Annotated in this window: 24 protein-coding genes and 1 pseudogene; 9 read left to right on the forward strand and 16 right to left on the reverse strand. The window is 70.3% G+C overall.

Annotated features, from left to right (window positions below):
- Positions 1–7 precede the first annotated feature (7 nt).
- Positions 8–2,362 (reverse strand): arylsulfatase, encoded by a 2,355-nt coding sequence (locus tag G6039_RS19900; protein ID WP_043798314.1) that lies wholly within the window; start codon positions 2,360–2,362, stop codon positions 8–10.
- A 334-nt stretch (positions 2,363–2,696) separates the two neighbouring features.
- Here G6039_RS19900 and G6039_RS19905 point away from each other — a divergent pair, with 334 nt between their 5' ends.
- The 3 genes from G6039_RS19905 to G6039_RS19915 all read left to right on the forward strand — a co-directional run bounded on the left by G6039_RS19905 (position 2,697) and on the right by G6039_RS19915 (position 5,314).
- Positions 2,697–3,932: a cation:proton antiporter gene (locus tag G6039_RS19905; protein WP_043798312.1), complete on the forward strand. Its 1,236-nt coding sequence runs from the start codon at positions 2,697–2,699 to the stop codon at positions 3,930–3,932.
- A gap of 310 nt (positions 3,933–4,242) precedes the next feature.
- Positions 4,243–4,713, forward strand: a complete 471-nt coding sequence (locus G6039_RS19910; protein ID WP_029546959.1) for a DUF6325 family protein — start codon at positions 4,243–4,245, stop codon at positions 4,711–4,713.
- A 328-nt stretch (positions 4,714–5,041) separates the two neighbouring features.
- Positions 5,042–5,314, forward strand: coding sequence for a hypothetical protein (locus tag G6039_RS19915; protein ID WP_006940466.1), 273 nt, complete (start codon positions 5,042–5,044; stop codon positions 5,312–5,314).
- A gap of 75 nt (positions 5,315–5,389) precedes the next feature.
- On the opposite strand, the gene G6039_RS19920 is transcribed toward G6039_RS19915, so the two are convergent.
- From G6039_RS19920 to G6039_RS19930, 3 genes are read right to left on the reverse strand one after another with little or no spacing between them, the layout of a single operon-like run.
- Positions 5,390–6,808: a DUF2252 domain-containing protein gene (locus G6039_RS19920; protein ID WP_043798309.1), complete on the reverse strand. Its 1,419-nt coding sequence runs from the start codon at positions 6,806–6,808 to the stop codon at positions 5,390–5,392.
- 13 nt (positions 6,809–6,821) lie between these two features.
- Positions 6,822–7,361, reverse strand: a complete 540-nt coding sequence (locus G6039_RS19925; RefSeq protein ID WP_006940470.1) for a potassium channel family protein — start codon at positions 7,359–7,361, stop codon at positions 6,822–6,824.
- Positions 7,362–7,391: 30 nt separating this feature from the next.
- Positions 7,392–7,796, reverse strand: coding sequence for a DUF7144 family membrane protein (locus tag G6039_RS19930; RefSeq protein WP_043798307.1), 405 nt, complete (start codon positions 7,794–7,796; stop codon positions 7,392–7,394).
- 288 nt (positions 7,797–8,084) lie between these two features.
- Here G6039_RS19930 and G6039_RS19935 point away from each other — a divergent pair, with 288 nt between their 5' ends.
- Positions 8,085–8,534, forward strand: a complete 450-nt coding sequence (locus G6039_RS19935; RefSeq protein ID WP_006940473.1) for a DUF6325 family protein — start codon at positions 8,085–8,087, stop codon at positions 8,532–8,534.
- 60 nt (positions 8,535–8,594) lie between these two features.
- The gene (locus G6039_RS19940) at positions 8,595–8,885 is read left to right on the forward strand and encodes an SHOCT domain-containing protein (protein ID WP_029546956.1); all 291 of its coding nucleotides are present in this window, start codon (positions 8,595–8,597) and stop codon (positions 8,883–8,885) included.
- Positions 8,886–8,900: 15 nt separating this feature from the next.
- Here the strand turns inward: G6039_RS19940 and G6039_RS19945 are convergent, their stop codons facing one another.
- A complete protein-coding gene (locus G6039_RS19945; RefSeq protein ID WP_006940476.1) occupies positions 8,901–9,662 on the reverse strand; it encodes a crotonase/enoyl-CoA hydratase family protein in 762 nt (253 codons plus the stop codon).
- Positions 9,663–10,223: 561 nt separating this feature from the next.
- Between G6039_RS19945 and G6039_RS19950 the strand changes: the two genes are divergently transcribed.
- The 4 genes from G6039_RS19950 (at position 10,224) to G6039_RS19965 (ending at position 13,031) form a co-directional block, all read left to right on the forward strand.
- Entirely contained in the window at positions 10,224–10,472 is a 249-nt protein-coding gene (locus G6039_RS19950) for a WhiB family transcriptional regulator (protein ID WP_006940478.1), read from the forward strand.
- Between the two features lie 115 nt (positions 10,473–10,587).
- Positions 10,588–11,562, forward strand: a complete 975-nt coding sequence (locus G6039_RS19955) for a crotonase/enoyl-CoA hydratase family protein (RefSeq protein WP_420902769.1) — start codon at positions 10,588–10,590, stop codon at positions 11,560–11,562.
- Between the two features lie 67 nt (positions 11,563–11,629).
- On the forward strand, positions 11,630–12,028 hold the full coding sequence (locus G6039_RS19960; RefSeq protein WP_043798301.1) for a nuclear transport factor 2 family protein: 399 nt from the start codon (positions 11,630–11,632) through the stop codon (positions 12,026–12,028).
- A gap of 25 nt (positions 12,029–12,053) precedes the next feature.
- The gene (locus G6039_RS19965; protein ID WP_006944593.1) at positions 12,054–13,031 is read left to right on the forward strand and encodes an NAD(P)H-dependent flavin oxidoreductase; all 978 of its coding nucleotides are present in this window, start codon (positions 12,054–12,056) and stop codon (positions 13,029–13,031) included.
- Between the two features lie 51 nt (positions 13,032–13,082).
- Here the strand turns inward: G6039_RS19965 and G6039_RS19970 are convergent.
- The 11 genes and pseudogenes from G6039_RS19970 to G6039_RS20020 all read right to left on the reverse strand — a co-directional run.
- Positions 13,083–14,225 (reverse strand): annotated as a pseudogene (locus G6039_RS19970) (MFS transporter); the annotation flags it as partial.
- Positions 14,226–14,231: 6 nt separating this feature from the next.
- Positions 14,232–15,305, reverse strand: a complete 1,074-nt coding sequence (locus tag G6039_RS19975; RefSeq protein WP_029546951.1) for a SagB/ThcOx family dehydrogenase — start codon at positions 15,303–15,305, stop codon at positions 14,232–14,234.
- A complete protein-coding gene (locus G6039_RS19980; RefSeq protein WP_029546950.1) occupies positions 15,302–16,363 on the reverse strand; it encodes an ATP-grasp domain-containing protein in 1,062 nt (353 codons plus the stop codon). The genes G6039_RS19975 and G6039_RS19980 overlap by 4 nt, the downstream gene beginning before the upstream one ends.
- A gap of 78 nt (positions 16,364–16,441) precedes the next feature.
- Positions 16,442–16,606, reverse strand: a complete 165-nt coding sequence (locus tag G6039_RS19985; RefSeq protein WP_006944596.1) for a hypothetical protein — start codon at positions 16,604–16,606, stop codon at positions 16,442–16,444.
- A gap of 134 nt (positions 16,607–16,740) precedes the next feature.
- Positions 16,741–17,028, reverse strand: coding sequence for a putative quinol monooxygenase (locus G6039_RS19990; RefSeq protein WP_029546949.1), 288 nt, complete (start codon positions 17,026–17,028; stop codon positions 16,741–16,743).
- 46 nt (positions 17,029–17,074) lie between these two features.
- Complete coding sequence (locus G6039_RS19995; protein WP_043798289.1) at positions 17,075–17,833, reverse strand: SDR family NAD(P)-dependent oxidoreductase; 759 nt, start codon at positions 17,831–17,833, stop codon at positions 17,075–17,077.
- Positions 17,834–17,861: 28 nt separating this feature from the next.
- Entirely contained in the window at positions 17,862–19,019 is a 1,158-nt protein-coding gene (locus G6039_RS20000; RefSeq protein WP_043798288.1) for an acyl-CoA dehydrogenase family protein, read from the reverse strand.
- A gap of 54 nt (positions 19,020–19,073) precedes the next feature.
- Entirely contained in the window at positions 19,074–19,736 is a 663-nt protein-coding gene (locus G6039_RS20005; RefSeq protein ID WP_043798285.1) for a TetR/AcrR family transcriptional regulator, read from the reverse strand.
- A 40-nt stretch (positions 19,737–19,776) separates the two neighbouring features.
- A complete protein-coding gene (locus tag G6039_RS20010) occupies positions 19,777–20,538 on the reverse strand; it encodes a 3-hydroxyacyl-CoA dehydrogenase (RefSeq protein WP_006944612.1) in 762 nt (253 codons plus the stop codon).
- A 27-nt stretch (positions 20,539–20,565) separates the two neighbouring features.
- Entirely contained in the window at positions 20,566–21,759 is a 1,194-nt protein-coding gene (locus G6039_RS20015; protein WP_029546945.1) for a thiolase family protein, read from the reverse strand.
- A 78-nt stretch (positions 21,760–21,837) separates the two neighbouring features.
- Entirely contained in the window at positions 21,838–22,638 is an 801-nt protein-coding gene (locus tag G6039_RS20020; protein ID WP_006944628.1) for a crotonase/enoyl-CoA hydratase family protein, read from the reverse strand.
- Positions 22,639–22,850: the final 212 nt, after the last annotated feature.

Genomic DNA, 22,850 nt, shown 5'->3' on the forward strand with positions numbered 1-22,850 from the left:
GCGCCGGTCAATCGATCGAGAACCAGGCCCGCACCTGCGCCTCGTGGTCGACATAGCGTTCGCCGGAAACGTCGACGACGACCTTGTCGATCGTTCCCCCGGTGAACCGGAACGGGGACACGTAGTCCGGGGTGACCGGAGAGGCACTGTCCCGCCCGACGCAGATACCGTCACCGACGAGGCAGAACACCCCCGGCTGGGTGACGATCTCACCGGTGGCCACCTGCTGATCGTCGACGTAGAGGGTCAGGGTGCCGGCGAAGCCCGGCATCGCCGGATCGGTGTTCTTCCCGGCGACGGCGAATTCGGCGGTGCACACGTGGGCACCGGGAGTGATGTCCCGGTCGGCGACCACGGTCTGCAGGTGTGTGCCGACCCAGTTGAAGGCATAGCGCAGACGGCAGTCCTTGACGTAGAGGCTGTGGCCGCCGGCCAGGCCGCCGTGGGCGTAGAGGACGCCCTCGGCATCGGCCGAGTCCACGTGGACTCCGGCGACGATCGTGTAGGACCGTCCGGTGATGGCGACACCGGCCGCCTCGGGGACGTCCGCGCAGTCCGGGTAGTAGACGTAGCGGTCTCGCGCTTTTCCCGGGCGGGGGCGTTCGGCGAGCACCTGTTCGAGGGCGCTGCGGTCGTCCAGCGGTAGCCCGTGGTAGCGGCCGGCGTAGTAGAACCACAGGCTCTTCAGGGTTTCCAGCCGCTCGGGTTCGGCGTCGGCGAGGTTGTGCAGTTGCGCCCGGTCCTCCGCGAGGTGGTACAGCTCCCACACATCCTTGTCGAAGTGGCCCCACCCGGACAGCGGCGGATGCACGGAACAGACGAGCCACCCTTCGTGATACAGCGAGCGCTGCCCCAGCATCGCGTAGAACTGCACGGCCTTGCCCGGCGCTGCGGGATCGGTCAGCGAGGACGCGAAGCTCTCTCCCTCGAGCGGACTCTGGGTGTACCCCTTCAGGACCTCGGGCGGGGTGATGCCGAGCAACTCGTAGATCGTCGGGACGACATCGACGGCGTGGACGTACTGCGGGCGGGGCTCGGCCGAGGCGTCGATCCGCGCCGGCCACGAGAGCACGCACATGTCGGCGACGCCACCCTCGTAGCCGGCCCAGCGCTTCCAGTACGGAAACGGTGTGTCGAAGGCCCACGCCCAGCCGGTGTTGTAGTGGTTGTACGACAGCGGTGTGCCGAGCTCGTCGAGGTGCGGCAGGGTGCCCTCGGTGGTGTCGGGAACCCCGTTGAAGAACCGCCATTCGTTGAACGATCCGTTCGGCCCTCCTTCACCACTGGCACCGTTGTCGGAGACCACGACGATGAGGGTGTTGTCGAGCTCGCCGGTCGTTTCGAGCAGGTCGATCACCCGGCCGAGCTGATCGTCCGTGTAGGAGATGTAGCCGGCGAAGACCTCGGCCATCCGTACGAACAGGCGTTGCTCGTCGGCGGTGAGCGAGTCCCAGGGCCGGACGGTGTCGAGCAGCGGCCACGGCTGTCCGTCGGGTCCGGTGGTGGCCGGCTCCCCGTGCGGATTGATCGGGGAAAGCTCGGTGCCCTCGGGCAACAACCCGAGGTCCTTCTGCCGCTGCAGTATCTCGGCACGGATGGCCTCGTAGCCCTGGTCGAACCTGCCCTTGTACCGGTCGGCCCATTCGGTGAACACGTGATGCGGGGCGTGCCCGGCCTGCGGGGCCAGGTACATGAAGAACGGTTTGTCCGGGTCGACGACCTTGGCGTCGCGGATGAATTCGATTGCCTTGTCCACCAGGTCTTTCGACAGATGATAGCCGTCCTCCGGGGTGCCGGGGGCGTCGATCGGATGGTTGTCGTACACCAGGTCGGGGTACCAGCTGCTCGACTCGCCGCCGAGGAAGCCGTAGAACCGCTCGAACCCGCGGCCCAACGGCCACCGGGCCTTGACCGCCGACATGTTCGTCTCGTCGCCCGGGGTCAGGTGCCACTTGCCGACGCAGTAGGTGTTCCACCCTTGCTCGGCCAGCACCTCGGAGACGAACCCGTTCTCGAAGGGAATGTGGGTGGAGATGCCCGGGAACCCGGAGCTGAACTCGGCGATGGTCGCCATGCCGTTGGTCGTCGCGTTTCGCCCGGTCAGCAGCGACGCCCGGGTCGGGGAGCACAGCGCGGTGGTGTGGAAGTTCGAGTACTTCACACCCCGGTCGGCGATGCGGCGCATGGTGGGTGCCTCGATCGGGCCCCCGAAGATGTCCATGCTGCCGTACCCGACGTCGTCCCACGCGATGATCAGGACGTTCGGGGCGCCCTCGGGCGCCTGCGCAGGCAGATACGGCGCCCAGTCCGGCACGGAGTCGCGGATGTCGACGGCGATCTTTCCGTGGTGGGTCCTTGCCATGGCGACGCTCCCGATCTCGAGCAGACCTGTCGGTCTCCGGCATCTCGAGCGTACCGACCGTCCGAATCGCCGACCATGCAAACGGCCCGATCCGCCGAAGTTCTTCGCACGATGTCTCGGATTCGGCAGAATGTGACGACGCCGCCCCTCCGGTCGAGCCGGTCCCGGAAATCCGGTGCGGCGAGGCGAGAAGGACCCGACTCATGACGTGGATCATCTTGGTGTTCCTGGGAATTCCGCTGTGGTTGGGTGTGGCAGCTCTCGTTCTGCCGCGCGGACGCCGATGGCCGGCCGACGCACCCCGCCACCGCCCTCCGCCCGCGGAGGGGGCATCGTGACCTGGGCGCTTCCGGCGATCGCCGGCATCCTGCTCGTCTTCGCGGCGATCTCCGGACGGGTTGCGGGCACTTCCATCACGGCCCCGATGGTCTTCACCGTCGGCGGCCTCGTGCTGGGCGCACAGGCTGCCGGGCTGATCGACGTCGAGGCCACCAGCGAAACGGTGAAACTTCTCGCCGAGGTCACCCTCGCCCTCGTGCTGTTCTCCGACGCCGCCCGCGTGGACCCGACCGCTCTACGAGCCGAAATCTCACTTCCTGCACGCCTTCTCTGTATAGGACTACCGCTGACCATCGCGGCCGGGTTCGGCGCCGCGGTGCTCGTGCTGGGCGACCTCTCCTGGCCCGAGGCGCTGCTGCTCGCCGTGCTCCTCGCGCCCACCGACGCCGCTCTCGGGCAGGCGGTGGTCACCCTGCCGATCCTGCCGTCGCGGGTGCGCCAGGGACTCAACGTCGAAAGCGGCCTCAACGACGGCATCTGCGTACCGCTGTTCCTGATCGTGCTGGCGATCGCACGCGCCGAGTCCGGGGCAATCGGCGGCGGTGCAGCCGTACGGCTGGTCACCGAGCAGATCGGCTACGGCATCGTCGCCGGGGTCGGTGCCGGAGCGGTCGCGGCGGCGGTGCTGATCCTCGCCGGGCGGCACCGCACGATCGACCCGTTGTGGGTTCAGATCGTGCCGGTGGCCGCCGCCACGCTGGCCTACACCGTCGCCGTGCCCCTCGGCGGCTCGGGATTCATCGCCGCGTTCGTCGGCGGGCTGACCTTCGGGGCGATCCGGCGCCGCGCCGAGGGGGAGGTCTCCCACCTGATCGACGAGGCCGGGGATGTGTTCAGTGCCGTCACGTTCATCGTCTTCGGGGCGGTGTTGCTCAGCCCGGCCCTCGGACACCTGTCGTGGCCGGTGCTCGCCTACGCCGTGCTGAGCCTGACCGTCGTCCGCATGGTCCCCGTCGCGCTGTCGCTGCTCGGCACCCACGCCCGCACCCCGACCCTTGCCTTCCTCGGCTGGTTCGGCCCCCGCGGACTGGCCACCATCGTCTTCGTCATCCTGATTCTCGAAGAACCCGGTGCCTTGCCCCACGAGGACCTGCTGCTGCTCACCGCCGTCGTCACCGTGGGCCTGTCGGTCCTCGCCCACGGGGTCACCGCCGCCCCCCTCGCCGACCGGTACGCCGCATGGTTCCGCCGTCACCCCCGTCCCGAACAGCAGCCGGCACACGAGGCGTAGACGGCGCGGCACCGGATCTGTGTCCGGAACATCCGATCTGCCTTGCTCGGGTCCATTTCCGGCACGGTAGGTCATCGGATCGAGCGGCCTTCACCGGATCCCCTTTCCGGGCGCAGCCATCAGGTCTAGCGTCGACTCTGTCGGAAAACACCGGCAGACCGACTTGCCAGGTCGTCATCGGACTCTCCGACAAGCCGGCCATCCGGGACGAGGCGGCTCGTAGAAGAACCGCCCGTCGGACGTGGAACCCACGAACGATCTGTCGCCCTTGGTATTCCACGGACGGCAGCTCGGCAGAGGAGATGACGAGATGACCGAACAAGTCCAACAACAACTCGGCGACGACATCGACGAACTCGGTCCGGTGGACTGGATCGTGGTGGAGTTCCCGGGCAGCAGGTTCAGAGGCGAGATCGCACCCGCGCTCGACGACCTCGTCGAACGCGGAACAGTACGCGTACTGGATCTGCTGTTGCTGAAGAAGGACGCCGACGGATCGCTCGAAGCGTTCGAGCTCGCCGACCTGGACGAGAGCGAGATCGGCGCGCTCCGCTCCTACGAAGCCGAGCTGGCGATGTTGCTCAGCGAGGAGGACGTCGAAGCGGTCGCCGCGGCCGTCGAGCCCGGCAGCACCGCGGCCCTGCTGGTGTGGGAGAACCTGTGGGCCGCGCCGTTCGCATCGGCGGTACGCAGGGCCGGCGGACAGCTGGTGGCCAGCGGCCGCATCCCCGTACAAGCCCTGCTGGCCGCAATCGAGGCCGACGAACAAGAAGGAGACTGACATGCCCCTCGCAGCCAGGCGTATGCGTCGCGCCGCGGTGATCGGACCCGCACCCGTGGCTCGCACGGCCACGACCGTCGCGACGGCGGCGGTGGTCGCTCACGGTGTCCGCCGTCGTTCCGACCGCCGGGAAGATCGACGAGAGGACCGCAGAGACCGGCGCTGACCGTGCCGACGAAACACCAACAGGCTCCCCCGACGGCGTGCGCACCGTCGTGGAGCCGCCCGGACCGCAGAGGGCCGATCGCGCCACTCCGGCCTCCACCGATCCGGCAGTGACATGGCGGCGGAATCCGCAGGTTCGGACCCTACAGCGAATGAGGCTCTCATGACTGCCACGACGTCAGCTGCGACAGCACCTCGGCCCGCCCTCGAACGGCTGCGCGAAGCCGAACACCTCGTCCTGGACCTGCCGATCATGGGCCGCATCAGCATTCCGCCACCCGAGCAGCTCGCCTACCTCGCGGGTATCGGCACCTTGGTTGCCCTCGAGCTCCTCGAATGGCCGGTTGCAGTTGCTCTCACCGCGGGTCACCTTCTGGCCGAGGCACATCACCACCGCCTCCTCCAGGGAATCGGCGAGGCGTTGGAAGAGGCATGACCTCCCGTTCGGTGAGGTGGTCCGACCGGCGTCCGGAAGGCAACGTCGGGACCGGGCCGGCGGCGCTCCCTCGGATCAGATACCTCGCCGGGCGGTGATCCGCCCCTCGGAGATCGCACCGAGGAGTGCGGCGTGGTCGCGTGTGTTCTGTTCGGCGTAGGCGATCGCGAATGCCGTGATGGCGTCGTCGAATTCGGTGCCGGAACCGAGATACTCGGCGATCGCGATGCGGTCGCCGGATCGGGCGTGCCCATACGCCAGTACCCGTCCGCACAGCCGCCCGTACAGCGTCATTCCGGTGGGAGTCATCGCCTCGACGACCGCCGAGCCCTTGCCGTCCCGCAACTGACGCAGGTAGAAATCTCGCCGGACGCCGTCCGGTCCGGGGCCCTGCTGCCAGCCGAGGAAGATGTCGCTGGCCGCCTGCATCAAACGTTGGCCGTTGACCACACGTTCGCCCTCGTTGGCAAACGTGGGCCCGTCCACGTAGTACGAGAGCACGGACCGTTGCGCCTCCTTGGCCTGCAGGAAGAGCGGGTCGTCGTCACCCGTGCCGCGCAACAGGAAGATCCAGGCCCGGGTTCCGACGCTGCCGACACCGACCACCTTGCGCGCCGCCTGCACGAACTCGAACTGTTCGAGGAGCACCCGCCGGTCCCACTGGAGCGTCGACCGATAGTCACGCAGGCGCTGGTGCAGATCCGCGTAGAGTTCGTCGGCGTCCGCGTCGGGCAGGACCTCCTCGATGGGGACGATGAGCGGCGGGGCGCTGATGATCCGGCGCCGGCCGTCGACCACCTCGGTCAACTTGGCGAGCGCTTGGACGCTGTCCCGGTGGCGCGACTTCTCGAGCGTCTTGCGCAGGCGCTTCTTCATGGAGGAGTCGAGTTCGTCGCGCAGTTCCGTGAGTTCGGTGCTGGGCTCGATGTGCGAATACCACACCGCCAGATTTCCCCGCTCCGCCTGCCGGGCAATCGTCTCGCGATACTCCGCTGCGCAGGCGCGGGCGATGCGCGCCTGCTGCTTGCCCGTGAAACCGTTGTCCCGCGCGGCGATCACGAGGCTGGTGACCAGTCGCTTGACGTCCCACTCGAACGGGCCGGGGTAGGTCTCGTCGAAGTCGTTGATGTCGAAGGTCAGCTTGCGTTCCGGGGTGGCGAAGATTCCGAAATTGCTCATGTGCGCGTCCCCGCACAGCTGGGTGAGGACGGTCGTGGTGGGCCCGCGGGACAGATCGTCCGCCATCACCAGAGCCGCACCCCGGTAGAAGGAGAACGGCGTTTCTGCCATGCGGCCGTAGCGCACCGGAACCAGCTCCGGCACCCGGGACGTCGCCTGCCGCTCCAGCAGGTCGAGCGGATCGGGGCGACGGCTCGTATCGAACTCGGCGAGCGCGGACAGCGGGGTCCGGCTGCGGGCCGCCCGCCCCCGTTCCGCCCGCTCCTCCCTGGTGGGGTGTTCGACCACTGGCTCGCTTCTCGAGGTCTCGGTCATCAGGTTCTCCCTCTCACGTCTTCTTCTGCTGTTGGCGCCACTTCACGGCGGCGGTCAGGAACCGGAGGCCGAGCGCCAGGAGGACGAGGTTGCCGACCATCTGTGCGGTGACGACCGCTCGCGCGGCCTGGGTGGTGGCGACGATGTCTCCGAAACCCACTGTCGCGAAAACGGTCACGCAGAAATACAGGGCATCGATCCGTGAGAGCGGCACGTCGAACGATTCCGGAACGTTGTACGACAGGACGTGATACGCGGTCGCGTACCCGACCAGGTAGACGGCGACCGTCAGCAGCAGCGCCTCGATCGCCTGCACGGCAGGGTACGGTGACCGCAGCACCTGCCGGATCTGCCAGGCGCACACGGCGCACACCACCAGGAACCCACCGGCGAGCACTGCCACGGCCGAGACATCGTCGAAATCCTCGAACGGCAGCACGAAGTACGCGATCAACAACACGATCGTGGTGAGCGCCGGCCGCAGCACAGCCAGCCACAGCAACCGGCGGCCCCCCACCCCCGGCAGGCTCGGCCCGGCCTCACCGTCGGTCATCGGCGACGCCCCGGCCCGGCGGTGCCGCGGTCAGTAGTAGTCCCGGCGCGGATTCCACGTGGCCACCGCCCAGATGACGACCACATCGAGCGCAATGATGAGCACCGACCACCACGGGTAGTACGGCAGCCACATGAAGTTGGCGAGAATCGACAGCGACGCAAGCACGATGGCCGCCACCCTCGACCAGGTCGCGCCGGTGAACAGCGCGAAACCCACCAGAGCGATCACCGCACCGAGCACGATGTGGATCCATCCCCAGGTGGTGAAGTCGAACTTGTAGGTGTACTCGATCCCGACGACGAACAACTCGTCCTCCGCCACGGCGGCGATCCCCTGGAAGACCTGGAGGATGCCGATCGTGACGAGAATGATCGCGGCGCCCATGGAGGTACCGGCCGCCACATCGTGTTTGACACTCGTGTCCTGGGACATGCCAATCGCCTTCCCTTCGATTCGGCCCGACGTACGGTATTGTGCGCGCGCCACCGGCCGCCTCGCATAGAGTTGATGATCTTCGCCGGACCTCGACCGCCCGACGACCGGCATTCCAGGGATGCGAGAGGCCTTTGGTCACCACATCGACCGAAGCGAGGGCATTCCGGGACCGAGCGGAGCAGGATGGTGGCTGCCGGGGTCGGTCGCGTGCACCAGCCACCGAGTCGACGCGGGTGGACACGGCCCGATGGCCCCGTTCCCGGCACAGCGAAAAGAGGTATACCCGTGAACGATGCCGACATCGACGAAATAGGTCCCATCGACTATCTCGTCGTCGAGTTCCCGGCAGACCGTCAGCCCGACGGCTCGGCCCTGCCGCTGCTGCGTGACCTCGTCGCGCGCGGAATCATCCGCGTGCTCGACCTCGCCTTCGTCCGCAAGGACACCGACGGCTCGCTGAGCGGGATCGACATCTCCGAGGTCGGACTCGAGGGCGACATCGACGTGACCCTCTTCGCCGAGGCGGCCACCGGCCTGCTCGACGACACCGACCTCGGCGAGGCCGGTGCGGCTCTCGAACCGGGATGCTCGGCGGCGATCGTCGTCTACGAGAACACCTGGGCCGCACCCTTCGCGGCCGCCCTGCGCCGCAACGGAGCCCAACTCGTCGCCTCCGGCCGCATCCCGGTTCAGAGCATCCTCGCATCACTCGAGGCGCTCGACGCCCAGACCTGAACCACCGCAGCAGGATCCGATTCCGACTACGCCGAACGCCCACCCGAGGAGAACACCGTCATGCCCGGACTGCTTCGCGGGGTCGCCCGCACCGCCGTGGTGGCCGGAACCGCCACCGCTGTTTCCAACCGGGTCTCCCGGCGCCAGGGCCGGCGCTGGGCGGCGGAGGAACAGCCCCAGTACGCGCCACCACCGCCCGCCCCGGCGCCGGCCGCCGCTCCCCCCGCAGAGAGCGGCGCCGGCGGCATGGACCGGATCACCGCCCTGAAGGAACTCGCCGAACTGAAGACGCAGGGTGTGCTGACCGAGGCCGAGTTCGAGGCCGAGAAGGCCCGGATCCTCGCGTCGTAGCGGTTCCCGGAGCCGTCACTCCGCGCGCCACACCGGCGCGCGCTTCTCGGCGAACGCGCGGGCCCCTTCCTGCGCGTCCGCGGAGGCGAACACCGGCTCGACGAGTGCACGCTGCGACGCGAACGCCTCCGCGTCGGTGTACTGCACGGCCGACGCCATGATCTGCTTGGAGGCACGGACGGCGAGCGGTCCGTTGCCGCTGATGCGGGCGGCGAGCGCCCGCGCGCCGTCGAGGGCCGCGCCCGGCTCGGTGAGGGTGTTGACCAGGCCGTGCGCGTGCGCCACCTCGGCGGTGAGGGGGTCACCGGTGAGCACGATCTCCATGGCGAGCTGGTAGGGCAGCACCTTGGGCAGGCGCAGCAGACCGCCGGCCGCGGCGACGAGCCCGCGCTTGACCTCGGGCAGGCCGAACTTGGCGCCCCGGGCGGCGACGACGAGGTCCGCCGAGAGGGCGAGCTCGCACCCGCCGGCGAGTGCCCAGCCTTCGACCGCGGCGATCAGCGGCTTGGTCGGCGGCCGCTCCGTGAGCCCGGCGAATCCCCGTCCGGGCAGCGAGGGCCGCTCGCCCCGGGTGAACGCCTTGAGGTCCATGCCGGCGCAGAAGGTGCCGCCGGCGCCGGTGATGATCCCGACGACCAGGTCCGGTCGCGCCTCGAACTCGTCGACGGCGGCGGCGAGCGCCTTGGCGACCTCGAGATCGACGGCGTTGCGCGCCTCGGGCCGGTTGATGGTCATGACGGCGATGCCGTCGCCGAACTCGGTCAGTACAGCGCTCACGTGGTGTCTCCTCGGGATCCTCGGGGTTCCGGCCGGGCACGGGGCGGAACGTCCCGTCGAGTCGATCACCGGACCGGCGCCCGAGACAAAGTCCGAACGGGGTATCGACCCATAGCCGAAACCTATGTAGGGAGGCCGGGGTCATGAGGTACCCGTCACTGTTCGCGCACGGGCGGGAAGAACCCGGCCGCGGGGCGTGTTGGACCCGACCGATCGACGACGGCCACGACACGGAAGGCCACGACACGGAAGGAGGCATGCGATGTGCACATCACCCCCGGCTGCGCCGGTGCGACAGCCGATGCGGCATCCCGTCGCGGGCATCCTTCCGCCGGCCGGGCCCCGACATGCGGGGCCGCCGGCGGCACCACCCGGCAGGTGCTGACCGCCGGGCGGACACCCCTCGTCCGGTGACCGCCGCTCCGACTTCGTTTACGGCACCGAGAACCCATCTGCCACAAGCGGATTCGAGACACCGCACTGGGCGGCAGCGAATCCGTCGCAAGTCCTGCGCCGCCCCGACCAGATCTGCATCCCCATCCTCGGAAGGAGGACCTGCCCGTGACCACGATGCTCACCGACCTGCTCGCCCCGTCGGACGCCACGCCGGACTGGGACCTGGCCGCGTGCCGCGGCGACGCGACCCCGGACGCCTGGTTCCCGGACCCGTCGGAGTCGTTCGACTACGCCCGCAACGTGTGCGCCCGCTGCCCCCTTGCCACCGCGTGCGCCACCTACGCCACCGAGACCCGGCAGTCCGGCATCTGGGGCGGCCGGGAGTTCCGCCGCGGCCGCGTGACCCGCGGATAAGCCCGCACGCCGCGCCCTGCGCCCCCGTCGCCGACTCCCGTGGTGACGGGGGCGCCGCGCTGTGCACGGCCCTGACACCTACCGATCGTTCAGTAAACATGTCATGCTGGCCGGCGTGGAACACATCGCACTCGCCGTGGCCGACGGCATCGCCACCATCACCCTCGACCGCCCCGACCGGCTCAACGCCTTCACCACCACGATGGAGCACGAGCTGATCGCGGCCTACGATCGCTGCGACGCCGACGATTCCGTGCGCGCCGTTGTACTCACCGGCGCCGGGCGCGCATTCTGCGCCGGCGCCGACCTCTCCGGCGGTGCCGACACGTTCGCGCAGCGGCTCGACGAGCCGAGCGACGACGCGACCGCCGACGTCCGGCGCGATGACACGGCCGCCGACGTCCGGCGCGATGACACGGCCGCCGACGTCCGGCGCGATGACACGGCCGCCGACGTCCGGCGCGATGACACGGCCGCCGACGTCCGGCGCGACGGCGGCGGCCGCGTCGTGCTGCGCATGTTCGAGTGCCGCAAGCCGATCATCGCGGCGATCAACGGCCCGGCCGTCGGCGTCGGCATCACCATGACGCTCGCGGCGGATTTCCGCCTCGCCGCCGACGACGCCCGCATCGGCTTCGTGTTCAACCGCCGCGGCCTCGTCCCCGAGTCGTGCTCCACCTGGTTCCTGCCCCGCCTGGTTCCGCTGCAGACCGCCCTGGACTGGGTGTATTCGGGACGGATCTTCGACGCGGCCGAGGCCCACACGGCCGGGCTCGTCTATGCGCTGTATCCCGGGGCCGAACTGCTCGAGCGGGCGTATGCGCTGGCCCGCAGCCTCACCGAGCACTCGGCCCCGGTGTCGGTGGCGCTCTCGCGGCAGATGATGTGGCGCACGCTGGGCGCCGAGCACCCCATGGTCGCGCACCGCATCGAGACGCGCGGCATCAACCTCCGCGGCGTCGGGCGCGACGCCCGCGAGGGCATCTCGGCGTTCCTCGAGAAGCGTCCCGCGGCGTTCCCGGACAGCGTGTCCGCCGACCTGCCGGACCTGTTCCGCGACGATCTGCCCGTACCGCCGTTTCGCGCATGAACGGTCAACATTGACTGTTTAGTGGCGCGGCCCCTACGCTCGAAGCGACGCACACAGAGAGGGAACCATGACCGCTCGTACCCGGCCCCCCGTCGTCGAACGCTGGCATCACATCGTCGAGCACGAGGACATGGCCGCCCTCGAGGACCTGATCGCCGACGACGCCGTATTCTCCTCCCCCGCGGTGTTCACACCGCAGGAAGGCAAGGCCAGGACCGTCGCCTACCTGCGGGCGGCGCTCACCGTGTTCTCCGGTGCGGGGTTCCGCTACGTCGACGAGTGGTACAACGACGACTCGGCGGTTCTCGAGTTCACCGCCGATCTCGACGGCATCCACGTCAACGGCATCGACCTGATCCGCTGGGACGACCGCGGCCGGATCATCTCGTTCAAGGTCATGACCCGTCCGCTGAAGGGCCTGCAGGCCCTCATCCCGCTCATGGCCGCCCAGCTCGGGCAGTCGTAACACCGAAATCACCAAGGAGATTCGCATGGCCCTGCCTTCGATCCTGCAAGACCGGCTGCGCCTGCCCGTCGTGGCGTCGCCGATGTTCATCGTCTCCGGTCCGGACCTGGTGATCGCCCAGTGCACCTCCGGCGTCGTCGGCTCCTTCCCCTCGCTCAACGCGCGCCCCCAGGCGATGCTGCGCGAGTGGCTCACCCGCATCACCGAGGCCCTCGCCAAGCACGACGCCAACCACCCCGAGGCGCCGTCCGCGCCCTACGCGGTCAACCTCATCGTGCACCGCTCCAACGACCGCCTCGAAGAAGACCTCGCCACGATCGTCGAGTTCGAGGTCCCGGTCGTCATCACCTCCCTCGGCGCCCGCACCGACGTCAACGACGCCATCCACTCCTACGGCGGCATCGTCCTGCACGACGTCATCAACAACACCTTCGCCCGCAAGGCCGTCGACAAGGGCGCCGACGGCCTCATCGCCGTCGCCGCCGGCGCCGGCGGCCACGCGGGCGCCCAGTCACCGTTCGCGCTGGTCCAGGAGATCCGTGAGTGGTTCGACGGCCCGCTGCTGCTGTCGGGCTCGATCGCGCACGGCCGTTCGATCCTCGCGGCGCAGGCCGCCGGCGCCGATCTCGCCTACGTCGGTTCGGCGTTCATCGCCACCGCCGAGGCCAACGCCGACGCCCGCTACAAGCAGATGATCGTCGACTCCACCGCCGCCGACATCGTCTACTCCAACCTGTTCACCGGCGTGCACGGCAACTACCTGCGCGGCAGCATCGAAGCCGCCGGGCTCGACCCGAACAACCTCGCCGTGTCGGACCCGTCGGCCATGGACTTCGGCACCGGCGAGAGTTCCGGAACCGGCGCGAAGGCGAAGGCCTGGCGCGACATCTGGGGTTCCGGGCAGGGCGTCGGCGCGGTCGACGCCGTCGTCCCCGCCGCCGAGCTCGTCGACCGGCTCGCCACCGAGTACCGCGCGGCGCGGGAGCGGCTCGCCGGCCTGTAGGCGCACCGTCCGGTTGACCGCGGTCGCCACGACCACCCCGCCGAGGAGCGCGGCGAGCATCCACGCGGTGCTCGCCGCGCCGACGGTCGTCGTCAGCACGCCCACCGTCAGCGGGGCGAACATCGCCGGCAACGAGGTGACCAGCCCGGTCGCCGCGCCGACCCGGCCCCGCACCTCGTCGGGCACCAGTTCGGCACAGCGTGCGGTCACCACCACCGACCACGACGGGGTCACCGCCAGCAGGGCGGCATAACCGGCGGCGGCGACGACCGGCGACCCCGTGGCCGCCGCGAGGACCGCCAGGACACCGAGGCCCGCCGAGAGCACGAGCAGACGGTGGGCCGGGATCCGGCGGCGGAGCCGCGGCACCGCCAGCGCCCCGAGCATGCCCCCGCCGTAGGCGACGGCGAGCGCGATCCCGACCGTCGAGGACGGCGCGCCGCTGTCGGCCAGGAGCACGACCACCACCAGACCACAGCCGTTGACCACGAACTCGGCGACGGCCGTCAGCGCCGCGGTGGTGCGGACGAACGGGTGGGCGGCGAACCACCGCACCCCGTCCCGGATGGCGGCCCACGGCCGTTCCGCGGCGGAACCGGGGACGCGCGGCGCCTGCAGCGGGGTGCGCACCCGGGCCGCGGCCGCTCCCGCCACCACGAACGACACGGCATGGCCCGCGAAGGGCAGCGCGGCGCCGAGACCGTAGAGGGTCGCCGCGAGCGGCGGGCCGGCCACCCCGGTCGCGTACCCCCGCGCCTCGAAAAGCCCGTACGCCGTGCCGATCTGCTCGCGCTCGACCACCTGCGGCACAGCCGCGTCCTCGGCGAGTCCGCGCACCGCCCACCCCGCCCCGAGCACCGACACCGCGACGAGGACGGGCACCGGATGGAACAGACCGCGCCACGCGCAGCCCGCGAGCACCGCGGCGGCGGCCGCCGAGCAAGCGTCGACGGTGATCATGACGCGACGGCGATCGAAGCGGTCGACGATCCAGCCGGCCGGGACCGTCGCGGCCGTGAAGGCACCCATCGTCACGGTCGAGACCAGCCCGACCGTCGCGGCCGAACCGCTGACCGCGAGCACCCACAACATGATCGCGACGCCGTAGCCGCGGCTGCCGAGCTGCGCGACCGCCTGACCGGCGCACAGCCGCGCGAAGTCGGGGTTGCGGAGCGCACCACCGCCGGCGGACAACGGGCGTCACCCGAGTCCGGCGGCGGGGCGGCCCAGCGCGGTGACCGCCAGGGCCGGCTCGGCGGTGGGATCGCAGCCGAGCAGGTCCTCGAGCTCGCGGTCGCGCATCGCCGTCGCCGTCACCGCGCCCAGGCCCAGCGCGGTGGCAGTGAGCAGGACGGTCTGACTGACGTGGCCGAGTTCGATGAGGATGTCGCGGTAGGCGCGGGAACGTTCGTACCGCCACCGGGTCCGGGCCGGTACCGCCGTGTAGATCAGCAACGCCGCGCAGTCCGACAGCCACGGCTGCTCGCCGAGCGCCGCGCCCAGCACGGAGCCGGGCACGCTGTCGCCGATCCGTTCCAGCCCGCCGCGCAGCGGCGCGTAGTGGAAGAACCCCGGCGCGAGCCCGTCGACGCGGTTCGCGTAGAGGTACAGCTCGATGGGGGTGCGGGCGCCGGCGGACGGGCTGGTCTTCAACAGCACCTGCCCCACCTGCGGATGGTCGATCACTTCGACGGGTCCCGTCGCGACGCGGGCGACGGTGCCCACCGCGTCCAGGGACACGGGGTCGGCGGTGAACTGCCGGACCGAGCGGCGCTCGAACAGGGCGTCGACGAGTCCCGGGCGCCGCCACGCGGACGAGTCCGGCCGGTCGCCGGGCACGGGAATCATCGGATGCTGCGGGTAGGACTTGGCCGGCGCAGGGGCGGGCTGCTCGCTCGCCTTGGCCGCCGACCGCAGCTCGTCGTCGAGCACGTCGGCGAACCGGACGTCGGAGCCGGTGCGGGCCGCGAAGTGCAGGTAGCGGGCCGAGGGGCCCCACGTGCCCCACTCGGCGAGCATCTGCTGTTGTTCGACGTGCTCGGCCGATCCCTCGGCGACGAGGACCTGCGCCTCGAGCAGCCGGCGAGCGATTCCGAGCGACAGCTCCCCCAGTTCGGCGATGCTGTCGAGTTCGCGCCACGACGCGAACCAGCGCAGCACCCGCTCACTGTCGGGGGTGAGCGCGAACTGCCGGTGGTGCAGGTAGTCGTCCCACACCAGCGTGCCGTCACGCCAGAACAGCACCGCATACTCGGCAACGGCGACGCGGGTCATCGGTTCTCTCCTCGGGGGGCGGGGGCGGTCGCGGCGGCGATCAGGGCGCGCACCGCGTTCGTGGTGTCGGTGTCACCGGCGCCGTGTTCGGTCCAGCGCCAGTCGAATTCGGGGTTGACCTCGAGAAACACCGGGCCGCCGGGCGTGTCGAGCAGGTCGAAGGCGGCGAGGTCGAGCCGGAACCGGTCGAGGAGCGTCCGCAGCGATGCGGCCACGTCGGCGGGAATGTCGCAGCGCCGCACGGTGATCGACTCCGGCCGGGTCCACAGCGACTCGGGGGTGGGCCGGGTGACCGCGTAGCCGATCAGCGTTCCGCCCACGGCGTGGATCCGCAGCTCCCGGTCGGCGGCCACATACTCCTGCACGAGCACCGGTGCGCCCGTGCGGTGTTCGCCGTCGAGTGACGCGCGGGTGACGCGCTGCGGGTAGACGCCCCGCAGGCGGCCGGGTTGCGGTTCGACGCAGTGCCGGCCGAGGCTCTTGACCAGCAGGTCGCCGGGCCCCGGCAGGGCCCGGGCCGCGACGTCGAGCCGCGTGGTCACGAGGGTGGCGGGCACACGCAGCCCAGCCGCGCGGGCGGCGGCGAGCTGGGTCAGGCGGTCGGGGGTTCCGGGCCGGGCCCCGGAGTTGAGCGTGTGCAGGCCGGGGTGCGCGGCAAGGGCGGCGACGAGCGCCTGCCACTGGTCGCGCACGTGCTGCACTGCGTCGGGGGTGGTCTGCGCGGTGCGCAGTGCGTCGACGTCGAAGTAGCGCAGCCAGCACACCCGGGGCCGGAACGTCCGGCCGTCGCGGGTGAGCAGGCCGGCGAACGGATCCCACTGCACGTCCGTGTCGGCACACCGGTCGCTGTCGAGACGCACCAGCGCGATGCCGCGGGCGGCGAGCCACAGCGACAGCTCGTCGATCTCGCGGTCGGCGGCCCGGGTGAGGACGAGGACACACGGCGCCGGATCCGTCGCCGCGGGATGCCCGACGCGAGCCTGGAAGTCCCGGGATTCGGCGGAGGCGGTGGTGAGGTGGGGGTGCGAGCGCAGCAGCAACGGCAGCGCAGCGGTCATGAGGGGTTCCTTCGGTGGCGGTCGTCGGGACGGTACGGCCGGGGCACCGTGGTGCCCCGGCCGTTGCACGCCCGCCGATCAGCCGCCGTGGCAGCCCTTGCAGCCGGGCCGCGTCATGGCCTCGACGTAGTCGCTCGCGTAGGCCGCGAAGGTGGCGTCCTCGATCGCCGCGACGCTGCGCAGCGCGGCTTCGTCACCGGCGTCGAGGGTGAGCAGGGTCCGGGCCATCTCTTCGATGTTCATGGCGTCCGCCTTTTCTGGGAGGTTCCGCCGTTCCCGGGACCGGGTAGGCGGGCGTCGATCCGACGTATCGATCGTCGGCGACGGCGCCGCCCCCGGCCAGGCACCCCAGGGCGGGATCTGCCCACCCCTGCCGGTCAGACCTCGTTGTAGTAGGTCAGCTTCGGCGCACCCGCGAGCAGCGGACCGAGATCGGTGATCGCACCGGGCCCGGCCCGGAACTCGCGGTACGCGGCGTCGTGCTGCTCCGACTCCCACTTCTCCACGACCACCCAGCGGGCCTCGTTCGAACGGTCGGCGAGCACCTCGAGGCCCAGGCAGCCGTCGAACGCGCGGGTTTCCTTCAGCACACGATCCATCAGCGCGCGGGCCTCCCCGAGCACGTCGGGCTTGAACTCGAGCTCCAGGAATGCGGTCAGTGCCATAGCTTCTCCTCGTGGACGAACTTGCTGGACAACACTTCCGGCGACGTCAGAAGATCGAGTAGCCGCCGTCGATCAGGGTGGACGATCCGGTCTGGAACGCGGACGCGTCGCTCGCGAGGTACACGGCGATGCCGGCGAAGTCCTCGGGAGTTCCCCACCGGCCCAACGGTACCCGGGAAATAACGTGCGTGGTGAACGATTCGGAGCCCTGGAGCGGTCCGGTCATGTCGGTGGCGATCCAGCCGGGCAGCACGCTGTTGACGCGGATGCGGTGCCGGGCGAGTTCCACCGCGCACCCGTTGGCCAGGGCCAGGACCCCTGCCTTGGTGGCGGCGTAGGCCTGATTGCGCCCGGCGCCCTGGATCGCACCCAGGCTGGAGGTGACGATCACCGATCCGCCGGTGCCCTGGTCGACGAGCACCCTGGCCGTCTCGCGCAGGGTGAAGTACGCCCCGTCGAGGTTGGCGGCCGTCACCTTCCGGTAGTCCTCGGTACTCGACTCGACGAACTTGACGAGGGGCACACCGATTCCGGCGTTGACCACGACGATGTCGAGGCCGCCGAGCTCCGCGACCGTCGCGGCGACACCGTCGCGCACGGCCTCCTCGTCGGACACGTCCACCGATCGGGTCACCACGCGCGCCCCGGTCGTCGCGAGATCGGCCGCCGCCTTCTCGAGGCGTTCGGCGCCGCGGCCCCACAGCGCCACGTCGGCACCTGCGGAGGCGAGCCCGCGCGCCATGCCCAGCCCGATTCCGGCCGAGCCGCCGGTGACCAGTGCCCGCTTGCCGGACAGATCGAACATGGTGTCTCTCCTTCGGATACGGGGTGGATCAGGCGTATTCAGCGGCGATGTCGCGTCCGATGATCTCCTTCATGATCTCGGTGGTGCCACCGTAGATGGTCTGGATGCGGGTGTCGACGTAGGCGCGGCCGATGGGGTACTCCATCATGTAGCCGTAGCCGCCGTGCAACTGCACGCACCGGTCGACGACGCGCTTCTGCAGCTCGCTGGCCCACCATTTGGCCTTGGCGGCGTCGACCGCGGTCAGCTCGCCCGCGTTGAGCGCCAGGACGCACCGGTCGATGTGCGAGCCGGTGACCTCGATCTCGGTGAGCATCTCGGCGAGGGCGAAGCGGGTGTTCTGCAGGTCGCCGATCGGCTTGCCGAACGCCCTGCGTTCGAACACGTAGTCCTTGGTCCACTCGTACGCCGCCCGCGCGGCCGCGATCGCGGCGACGGCGATGGAGAGGCGCTCGAGGGGCAGGTGCTCCATCAGGTGGAAGAATCCCTGCCCTTCGGTGCCGAGCAGGTTCGCGGCCGGCACCCGCACGCCCTCGAAGGACAGTTCGGCGGTGTCCTGCCCGGCCAGGCCCACCTTGTGCAGCTTGCGGCCGCGGGAAAAGCCCGGCATGTCGCGTTCGACGACGAGCAGGGAGAATCCGCGGGCACCGGCGTGCGGGTCGGTGCGGGCGACGACGATGACCAGATCGGAGTGGATACCGTTGGTGATGAACGTCTTCTGCCCGGTCAGGGTCCAGTCGTCGCCGTCGCGCACGGCGGTGGTCTTGACGGCTTGCAGGTCCGAGCCGGTGCCGGGTTCGGTCATGGCGATCGCGCCGATCAGCTCCCCGGCGGCCATGCCGGGCAGCCAGCGCCGCTTCTGGTCCTCGGTGCCGAGGTCGGCGACATAGGGGATGGCGATGTCGTCCTGCAGGCTCATGCCGGAGCCGAAGGAGGTTGTGCCGGTGCGGGCGATCTCCTCGGCGACGACGCAGCGGAACCGGTAGTCGGTCACCCCGGAGCCGCCGTATTCTTCGGGGACGCCGAGGCCGACGATGCCGGACTTGCCGGCGGCGAGCCAGGCGGAGCGGTCGATGAGCCGCTCGGTCTCCCACCGTTCGTAGTGCAGTTCGACCTCGCGGGCGAGGAATTCGCGCACCGTGTCCCGGTACGCCTCGTGGTCGGCTTCGAAAAGGTTGCGGTGCATCGGTTCTCTCCCAGGAGGGCGAAGGACGGTCGGGTCGGCGGGGGCGATCGGCGCTCAGTTCCTCCGCACCGGCGACGAGCCGCTGGGCGGGTCCGGCGCGGCCCGGTATCCCACGATGCGCAGGGCGATGACGGTGTAGCGGGCGGTGACCTGGTCGGGGGTGAGCGGGCCGCCGAGCCGGAACCAGCGGGCGATGGACTGGCACATGCCGAGCAGGGCACGCACGGATTCGGCGATGTCGTCGACGGCGAAGACGCCGCGCTCGACCCCGTCGTCGACGAGGTCGAGGGCCATGAGCTCGAGGCGCTTCCGGGTCGCGGCGTAGTTGCGGCGGTTCTGCGGGGACACGTGCCGCAGTTCGGAGTCGAGTGCGGACTGCGGGGCGCGGTGCGTCGAGTTCAGCACGATCGCCTCGACGAAGTTGGTGAAGCGCCGGACGGGGTCGTCACCACCCTCACCGACGGCGGCGAGGGCGCGTTCGATCAGGTCCCGGACGGCGGTGTCGAGCAGGGTGACGAGAACGGCTTCCTTGTTCTCGTGGTGGTAGTACAGCGCGGGCACCGTCACCCCGACCCGGCGGGCCAGGTCGCGGACGGTGGTTCCGTGGAAACCGTTCTCTCCGAAGGCTTCCAGCGCGTGATCGAGGATGGGGCCGAGCTGTAGGGGCTCGAACTCCCGCCAGTTCGCGAACCTGGGGGGTGCGGGCTCCACAGTCATCGGCCCCGTCCTCTCACGCGTCGATCAGCTCAGGCGGCGCTCAGCGCGGGGCCATGCGGATGGCGCCGTCGAGGCGGATGACCTCGCCGTTGAGCATCGGGTTGGAGACGATGTGCGCGGCCAGGGCGCCGTACTCGGACGGGTCGCCGAGGCGGGCCGGGTGGGGCACCTGCTGGCCGAGCGAGGCCTGCGCCTCCTCCGGCAGGGAGCCGAGGAGCGGGGTCTTGAACAGGCCGGGGGCGATGGTGACGACGCGGATCAGCAGCGACGCGAGATCGCGGGCGATCGGCAGGGTCATGCCGACGACGCCGCCCTTGGATGCGGAGTAGGCGGCCTGGCCGATCTGGCCGTCGAACGCGGCGACGGAGGCGGTGTTGATGATGACGCCGCGCTCGCCGTCGATCGGCTCGGTCTTGGCGATGCGCTCGGCGGCCAGGCGGATCACGTTGAACGTGCCGACGAGATTCACGTTGATGATCTTGGTGAAGTCGGCGAGCGGGAAAGCGCCCTTCTTGCTCACGGTCTTGATGGCGTTGCCGATGCCGGCGCAGTTGACCGCGACGCGCAGCGGGCCGAGCGATTCGGCGAGGTCGAGGGCCTCGACGACGGCGGCCTCGTCGGTGACGTCGGCGGCGGCGAAGCGGACGCGGTCGCCGAGCTCCTTGGCGACGGTCTCACCGTTGGAGGAGGGCAGGTCGATGATGACGACCTGCGCGCCGTCGGCGAGCAGGGCCTTGACGGTGGCCAGGCCGAGGCCGGAGGCACCGCCGGTGACGACGGCAACGCTGTCGTTGACGATCATGAGATTCCTTTCGGATGTGGTTGCGGGTCAGAGACGTTCGATGATGGTGGCATTGGCCATGCCGGCGCCCTCGCACATGGTCTGCAGGCCGTACCGGCCGCCGGTGGCCTCGAGGTGGTTGACCAGGGTGGTCAGCAGCCGGGTGCCGGACGAGCCGAGGGCGTGGCCGAGGGCGATCGCGCCGCCGCGCGGGTTGAGCCGGGCCGGATCCGCCCCGAACTCGTGCGCCCACATCAGCGGCACCGGGGCGAACGCCTCGTTGACCTCGTAGGCGTCGATGTCGTCGATGCCCAGACCCGAGCGGGCCAGGATCTTCTTCGTCGCGGGGATGGGGGCGGTGAGCATGAACATCGGATCGTCGCCGGCGACGGCGAAGGAATGGAACCGCGCCCGCGGGGTCAGGCCCAGCTTGGCGGCGGCCTCCTCGCTCATGATCAGCACCGCCGACGCCCCGTCGGTCAGCGGCGACGAGTTGCCCGGGGTGATGTGCCAGCCGGCCTCCGGGAAGCGCGCGGCGTACGCCTCGGTGTAGAACGACGGCTTCAGCCCGGCCAGGGCCTCGGCGGTGGTGGCGGCGCGCACCGTCTCGTCGACGGTGTGCCGGACCTGCTCACCGGCGGCATTGGTGACCGTGATCGGGACGATCTCCTTGTCGAAGAAGCCGGCGGCGATCGCCTCGGCGGCCCGCTGGTGCGACTGCGCCGAGAACGCGTCGAGGGCCTCGCGGTCGAACTTCCACTTCGCGGCGATCAGCTCGGCGGAGATGCCCTGGTTGACCAGGCCCTCGGGGTAGCGGGCGGCGATGCCCGGGCCGGAGGCGTCCTGTCCCATCGACGAGGTACCCATCGGCACCCGGCTCATCGACTCCACACCGCACGCGATGACGATGTCGTAGGCGCCGGCGATGATGCCCTGGGCGGCGAAGTGGGCGGCCTGCTGGCTCGAGCCGCACTGCCGGTCGATGGTGGTGGCCGGCACCGACTCGGGGAAGCCGGCCGACAGCAGGGCGGTGCGGGAGATGTTCAGGGCCTGCTCGCCCGCCTGGTTGACGCAGCCGCCGATGACGTCGTCGACGAGGGCGGGGTCGAGGTCGTTGCGCGAGGTGATCTCACGCAGCACGTGGGCGAGCAGCTCGACGGGATGGGTGCCGGACAGGGCGCCGCCGGGCTTGCCCTTGCCGACCGCGGTGCGGACCACGTCGACGATGACAGCGTTGGTCATGAGGAGTTCCTTTCGAGGGTTGGAGCGGCCCGGGTGCCCCGGAGGGGATCGACGAGACCCCGGGCCGAGATCAGGGGGTCAGCGACCCTTCCAGACCGGCTGCCGCTTCTGTGCGAAGGCGGTCGGGCCTTCCTTGGCGTCGTCGCTGGTGAACACCACCTTCACCGCGGCGGCGTTGGCCTCCCACACACCCGGCTCCCAGTCGGCGCCGTGCGCGGTCCGGTGGATCATCGACTTCGATTCGCGTACCGAGAGCGGAGCGTTCGCGGCAATGGTCTCGGCCAGCCCGAGCGCCATCTCGAGCGCCGTGCCGTGCGGTGCGACCCGGTTGACCAGGCCCAGTTCCTTGCCCTGCGCAGCGGAGATCGGCTCACCGGTCAGCGCCAGTTCCAGCGCGACCTTGCGGGGGATCTGCTGTTGGAGCCGGATCACCCCGCCCGCGGCGGCGAAGAGACCTCGCTTGACCTCGGGCAGGCCCAGCTGGGCCTCCTCGTCGACGACGGCGAGGTCGGACGCGAGCACCAGCTCGGTGCCGCCGCCGAGGGCGAACCCGTTGACAGCGGCGATGGTCGGCTTGCTGATCCAGTGCTGGGCATAGCCGGCGAAACCCCATTCGGGGTGCCCGTCGGCGGCGATGCTCTCGCCCGTGGCCAGGGCCTTGAGGTCGGCGCCCGCGCAGAACGCGCGGCCCGCACCGGTGAGCACCACGACGCGCACGTCGTCGTCCGCCTCCGCCTGCTCGAGCAGCGTGCCGACCGCCGTCGCCAGCGCTGCGTTCACGGCGTTGAGCGCCCGGGGGCGGTTGAGCGTGATGACGGCGATGCCGCCACGCCGCTCGTACTGTGCGGCAGGTTCGGTAACGGTGGACTCGTCGGCCATGTGCGCCCCTATCGGATACAGTCGGCGTTACTTATCGATCGCTAAAGGACTACCACGGATCGATCGATCGGTCAATGGCCTGGTCTAACTAGCGTCCGATCAGACGGTTCTGGTATGGATGAGGCCGTACGCGTGAGCCGCGACACGGATTCCCGAAGACACGGGCCCCCGAGACACGGAGCCCCGAGACAGGCTCGGCCACCAGGACGGCA

The sequence above is a fragment of the Rhodococcus aetherivorans genome, assembly GCF_011058165.1.
GTDB classification, from domain to species: Bacteria; Actinomycetota; Actinomycetes; order Mycobacteriales; family Mycobacteriaceae; genus Rhodococcus; species Rhodococcus aetherivorans.